3 protein-coding genes and 1 pseudogene are annotated in these 5,563 nt (G+C 74.5%); all 4 read left to right on the top strand.

Annotation, left to right across the window (positions count from 1 at the left end; translation table 11 throughout):
- Positions 1 to 119: 119 nt before the first annotated feature.
- Positions 120 to 500: pseudogene (locus AB0B48_RS31655) on the top strand (glycosyltransferase); the annotation flags it as partial.
- Positions 500 to 2,914 carry a hypothetical protein gene (locus AB0B48_RS31650; protein ID WP_357208022.1) on the top strand — a complete coding sequence of 805 codons (2,415 nt, stop codon included), beginning with the start codon at positions 500 to 502 and terminating at the stop codon, positions 2,912 to 2,914. The pseudogene AB0B48_RS31655 and the gene AB0B48_RS31650, both read left to right, overlap by 1 nt.
- A 163-nt stretch (positions 2,915 to 3,077) precedes the next feature.
- On the top strand, positions 3,078 to 4,829 hold the full coding sequence (locus AB0B48_RS31645) for a CTP synthase (protein ID WP_357208020.1): 1,752 nt from the start codon (positions 3,078 to 3,080) through the stop codon (positions 4,827 to 4,829).
- Positions 4,826 to 5,431, top strand: a complete 606-nt coding sequence (locus AB0B48_RS31640) for an NUDIX hydrolase (RefSeq protein ID WP_357208018.1) — start codon at positions 4,826 to 4,828, stop codon at positions 5,429 to 5,431. Before AB0B48_RS31645 ends, AB0B48_RS31640 begins: the two co-directional genes overlap by 4 nt.
- Positions 5,432 to 5,563: the final 132 nt, after the last annotated feature.

Below are 5,563 nucleotides of genomic sequence, written 5' to 3'. Positions count from 1 at the left end.
GCGCCGTCGAGGGCGAGGGTGCGGTGGGGGCGGAGGTCCCCGCCCCCGGGGGCCCCCGCCCCCCGCGCCCCCCCGCCCCCCGCCCCCCGGGCCCCCTGGTGGGCCCCCCCCCCGCGGGGGCCGACCTGCCCGCCGGCCCCGCCCTGGGGGTGGTCCCCCGCGACTGGGAGGCGCGGCAACTCTTCGCCCAGGAGGCGTTGCACGCCGGTGTGCCACTGGTGGCCACCGCTGTCGGCGGGCTCCCGGATCTGGTCGGCGACGCCGCCACGCTGGTTCCCGCCGGTGACGTGGACGCCCTCGACGCGGCCGTACGCGCGTTGCTGGACGACCCGGCGGCGCGGGCGGAGTTGGGCCGGCGCGGGACCGAGCGGGCGGCGACGTGGCCGACCGAGGCGGACACCGTCGCCACGCTTGCCGCCCTCTACGCCGAGCTGGCCGGGAACCCCGGCGGTGCGGCGGCCGCCCCGGGCTCCGACGCCCCGAGAACGGGACACCGGTGATGTTGCGCCGAATCGCCCCCGCCCTGTTGACAGTGCTCGTGGTGGCGCTGGGCGTCACCGCGCTCGCGGCCCGTCCACCCCAGGGCGCCCCGCAACGCACCGCTGACTTCGTGGTGCTCGCCGGGATCGCCGGGCTGCGCTGGGACGACGTGAACCCGCAGAGCACCCCGACGCTGTGGCGGATGGCCCAGGACGGCTCGATCGGCTCCCTGTCGGTGCGGTCCGCGCACCGGCCCACCTGCCCGGTGGACGGCTGGCTGACCTTGGGCGCGGGCAGCTTCGCCGCGTGGAACGGCAGCCGGTCGGTCGACGGTTGTCCGTCGGCGGCGGTGACTGTGGAACAGCCCGACGGCATCGGCGCGAACCTGCCCGACCAGGAGAGCGTGGTCCAGTACAACCAGCAGCGGCTGCCCTGGGGCGCCCTGCCCGGCTCGTTGTCCGAGTCGGTGCGGTGCTCTGTCGCCGTGGGGCCGGGCGCGGCGGTGGCCGCCGCCCGACCGTTCGGCCGCGTCGACCGGTACGCCTCGGGGCTGCCGGCCGACCCGCGGCCGCTGCTCGGCTCGTGTGTGCTGAGCATCGTCGACCTCGGCACGGTCAAGGGGGCCGACGCGGCCACCCGCGCCGAGGAGGCCCGCGCGGCGGACGCCGAGTTGGCCCGGGTGCTGGCGGCGCGACCCCCACGGTCGTTGGTGCTGGTCGCGGGGATCTCCGACACCACCCAGCCGGCGCGGCTGCACGTGGCGGTCGCCGACGGGCCGGGCTGGGAGCGGGGGTGGCTCACGTCGGCCAGCACCGGCCGGGACGGGTACCTGCAACTCGTCGACCTCGCGCCGACCGCCCTCGCCGCGTTGGGCCGGCCCATGCCGGAGCGGCTCTTCCTCGGCCGTCCGGCGATCAGCACCGGCGGTCGTCCCGCCGATCTGACCGAGGCCATCAACGCGCCGGCGAACGCCGACCGGGAGGCGGCCGCGCAGCGTTCCGTCTCCGGGGTGTTCTTCACGCTGCTCGCCGGGGTGCAGGTGCTGCTGGCCGTCGCGATCCTGCCGCTGCTGCGCCGGGCCCGTCCGCACGCCGGCCCGGCCGGTCCGACGCCCGTCTCCGGGCGGATCGTGGCGGTGATGGAGCTGCTGCTGGTCGCCGCGGCGTTGACGGTGCCGGCGGCGCTGCTGACCGACGCGGTGCCCTGGTGGCGCGGTGAGCACCCCGGGTGGATCTTCGCCGGGGTGACGGCGCTGCTGGTGGCCGCCGGCACCGCGGCGGTGCGGTTCGCCCCCGGGTACGCGAACACCCTCGGGCCGCTGGGGGCGGTGGCCGGCCTCACCACGCTCGTGGTCGGGCTGGACGTGCTGACCGGGGCCCGCCTGCAACTCAACGGTGTGGTCGGCTACTCCGCGTTGCAGGGCGGCCGGTACGCCGGGCTGAGCACTGTGGGTCTGGGAGTGTTCCTCGCCGGTGCGCTGGTCACCGGCGGCTGGTTCGCGCAACGGGTGCACCGGGGCTGGCGGCCGGCGGTGATGGTGGCGGTGGGTGGCCTCGCCGTGGTGGTGGTCGGCAGCCCGTATCTGGGCGCCGACCCGGTCGGCGCGATCGCGCTCACCGCCGGGGTGAGCGTCGCCGCCGTGATCAGCGCCGGTGGCTGGTTGACGGTCAGCCGGCTGGCCTGGGCCACCATGGCGGCGCTGGCGGTCGGTATCGGGTTCGCGGTGGTGGACCTCCGGCGTCCGGCCGCGGAGCGGGGCAGCCTGGGCCGGTTCCTCTCCGCGCTCGGTGACGGCACCGGCGGGTTCGCCGTGCACCGCTCCAGCACGGAGAACTTCGAGACGTTGGTCAACAGCCCGCTGACGGTGCTGGCGCTGGCCGCCGGGTTGCTGGTGTGGTTCGCCCTGTTGCAGCCGTGGGGTGGGCTGATGCGGTTGTTCGGCATCTACCCGGCGGTCCGGGCCGCGCTGGCCGGCACCGTGGTCGCCGCGGTGCTCGGTGGTGTGCTCGACGGCGCGGCCCTGGACGTGATGGGTGCTGCCGCCGCCCTGGTGGTGCCGATGGCGGCCCTGGCGTCGCTACGGGTGCTCGGGCACGCCGCGGACCGGACCCGCCCGGTAGCGGCCCGCTCCCGCGCCAACGGCGCCGACGACGACTCGGGGTCCGGCGGGGTCGGCCCGGCCGGTGGCGGTGACGGTCCGACCGGCGGCGGTGGGCCACTGGGTGCCGTGCATCCCCGTCCGATCGCCGGCCCGCCCCCGGGCGCGCCGGCGACGGTCGCCCAACCGGTGTCGGACCCTGCGGGCGAGCGCCGGGGGGACGCCGACGAACCGGCCGAGCCGACCGCGAGCGGGTCGACGCCGGACGCCGCGCCGACGGTGCCCGTGCCGCCCCGGCAGGTCCCCCGGTCATCGACGGAGGTTGCCGCGTCCTGAGCGCCGGGCCTCGTCCGGATGGCCCGGAGGTGTCGCGGCCGGGGTGCGGCCTGCGGGTACCCGCCCGGGAGGTGTTACCGTCGAATCCCGTGGATCGCGTGATCACTTTGCTGATCAAGCACGGCGGTCTGCATGACCGCGACAGACGACACGGGAGCAGGCCTTGGCCCCATCAGCACGGACGACCAGGCACATTTTCGTCACCGGGGGCGTCGCCTCCTCGCTGGGTAAGGGCCTCACCGCCTCCAGCCTCGGCAACCTGCTGACCGCGCGCGGGTTGCGCGTGGTGATGCAGAAGCTCGACCCCTACCTGAACGTCGACCCGGGGACGATGAACCCGTTCCAGCACGGTGAGGTGTTCGTCACCGAGGACGGCGCCGAGACCGACCTCGACGTCGGGCACTACGAGCGGTTCCTCGACCGGGCGTTGTCCGGTAAGGCGAACGTCACCACCGGTCAGATCTACTCCGACGTGATCGCCAAGGAGCGGCGCGGCGAGTACCTGGGCGACACCGTCCAGGTCATCCCGCACATCACCAACGAGATCAAGTCGCGGATCCTGGCGATGGCCGACCCGGACGAGGACGGCCAGCTTCCCGACGTGGTGATCACCGAGGTCGGTGGCACGGTCGGTGACATCGAGTCGCTGCCGTTCCTGGAGGCGATCCGTCAGGTCCGCCACGACCTTGGCCGCGACAACTGCTTCTACCTGCACGTCTCGCTGGTGCCGTACCTGGCGCCATCGGGTGAGCTGAAGACCAAGCCGACGCAGCACTCGGTGGCGCAGCTGCGCAACATCGGTATCCAGCCGGACGCGATCGTGCTCCGCTGCGACCGGGAGATCCCGGTGAAGCTCAAGGAGAAGCTGTCGCTGTACTGCGACGTGGACGCCGAGGCGGTCGTCGCAGCCCCGGACGCCCCGAGCATCTACGACATTCCGAAGGTGCTGCACCGGGAGGGGCTCGACGCGTACGTGGTGCGCCGGCTCGGCCTTTCCTTCCGGGACGTGGACTGGGCCAGCTGGGACGACCTGCTGGAGCGGGTGCACCGCCCCCGGCACACCGTCACGGTCGCCGTGGTCGGCAAGTACGTCGACCTGCCCGACGCGTACCTGTCGGTGAGTGAGGCGATCCGGGCGGCGGGCTTCGGCCACCGGGCCCGGGTGCAGCTCAAGTGGGTGCCCAGCGACGAGTGCGTCACCCCGGCCGGCGCGGCTGCGGCGTTGGCCGGCGTGGACGGCATCCTCATTCCCGGCGGCTTCGGCGTGCGCGGCATCGAGGGCAAGATCGGCACCGCCCGGTACGCCCGGGAGGCCGGCATCCCGCTGCTCGGCCTCTGCCTCGGCCTGCAGTGCATGACCATTGAGGTGGCCCGGCACCTGGCCGACCTGGACGGCGCGAACTCGTTGGAGTTCGACGAGCAGGCGGCCCACCCGGTCATTGCCACGATGGCCGACCAGGAGGACATCGTCGCCGGTCGGGGTGACCTGGGCGGCACGATGCGGCTGGGCGCGTACCCGGCGACGTTGACCGAGGGCTCGATCGTCGCCGAGGCGTACGGCAGCACCGAGATCAGCGAGCGGCACCGGCACCGGTACGAGGTGAACAACGCCTACCGGGACGCGCTGACCAAGGCGGGTCTGCACATCTCCGGCACCTCGCCGGACGGCCGGCTGGTCGAGTTCATCGAACTGGACCGGAGCCTGCACCCGTTCTTCGTGGCCACCCAGGCGCACCCCGAGTTGAAGAGCCGTCCGACCCGCCCGCACCCGCTGTTCGCCTCGTTCGTCAAGGCCGCGGTGACGTACTCGCAGGCCGACCAGTTGCCGGTCGACCTGGACGCGGCGGCGGAGGCCCCGACGACGCGCAAGGCCGCCCGCAACGGTGCCGCGACGAAGGCGTCGTCGGCGTCGTGAGCAACCTGGAGCACCGCTACGAGGTGCGTTCCCGGCAGGAGCGGTACCGGGGGCGGATCTTCGACGTGGTCACCGAGGAGGTGACCATGCCGGGCGGTGGGACCGGGCTGCGTGACCTCGTCCGGCACGTCGGGGCGGTGGCCGTGGTGGCGCTCGACGACGCCGGCCAGGTGGTGCTGATCCGGCAGTACCGGCACCCGGTCGGGCGGCACCTGTGGGAGCTGCCGGCCGGTCTGATGGACGTCTCCGGCGAGGAGTTGCCGGTGGCCGCGCTGCGGGAGCTGGCCGAGGAGGCCGACCTCACCGCCGGGCGGGTCGACGTGCTGGTGGACCTGCACAGCTCGCCGGGGTTCACCAACGAGATCGTCCGGGTGTTCCTGGCCCGCGACCTCGCCGACGTGCCGGCCGACGAGCGGCACGAGCGCCACGACGAGGAGGCCGACCTCCAGGTCGTCCGGATCGATCTGGACGAGGCGGTCGCCATGGTCGCGGCCGGTGAGATCACCAACGCGTCCGCGGTGGCCGGGCTGCTGGCCGCGGCCCGGGCCCGGGACACCGGCTTCGCGTCTCTGCGTCGGGCGGACGCGCCGCTGCCGCGCTGAGCGTCGCCGCCGGTCCAGCCGGTCGGGGGAGTACGCGACATGACCGGGCTGCGGCCGGACGGGCTGGAGATGGGCCTCGCCGTCACCGACGCGCTCCGGCAGGGCCGGATCCTGCCCGAACAGGTCTCCTAC

This window comes from Micromonospora sp. NPDC049089 (genome assembly GCF_040648775.1).
Lineage (GTDB): Bacteria > Actinomycetota > Actinomycetes > Mycobacteriales > Micromonosporaceae > Micromonospora.
This window is presented reverse-complemented; position numbering and strand designations above follow the sequence as displayed.

Coding starts and splice junctions, on each gene's coding strand:
- AB0B48_RS31650 (WP_357208022.1), top strand. CDS start 500: ATGTTGCGCCGAATCGCCCCCGCCCTGTTGACAGTGCTCGTGGTGGCG.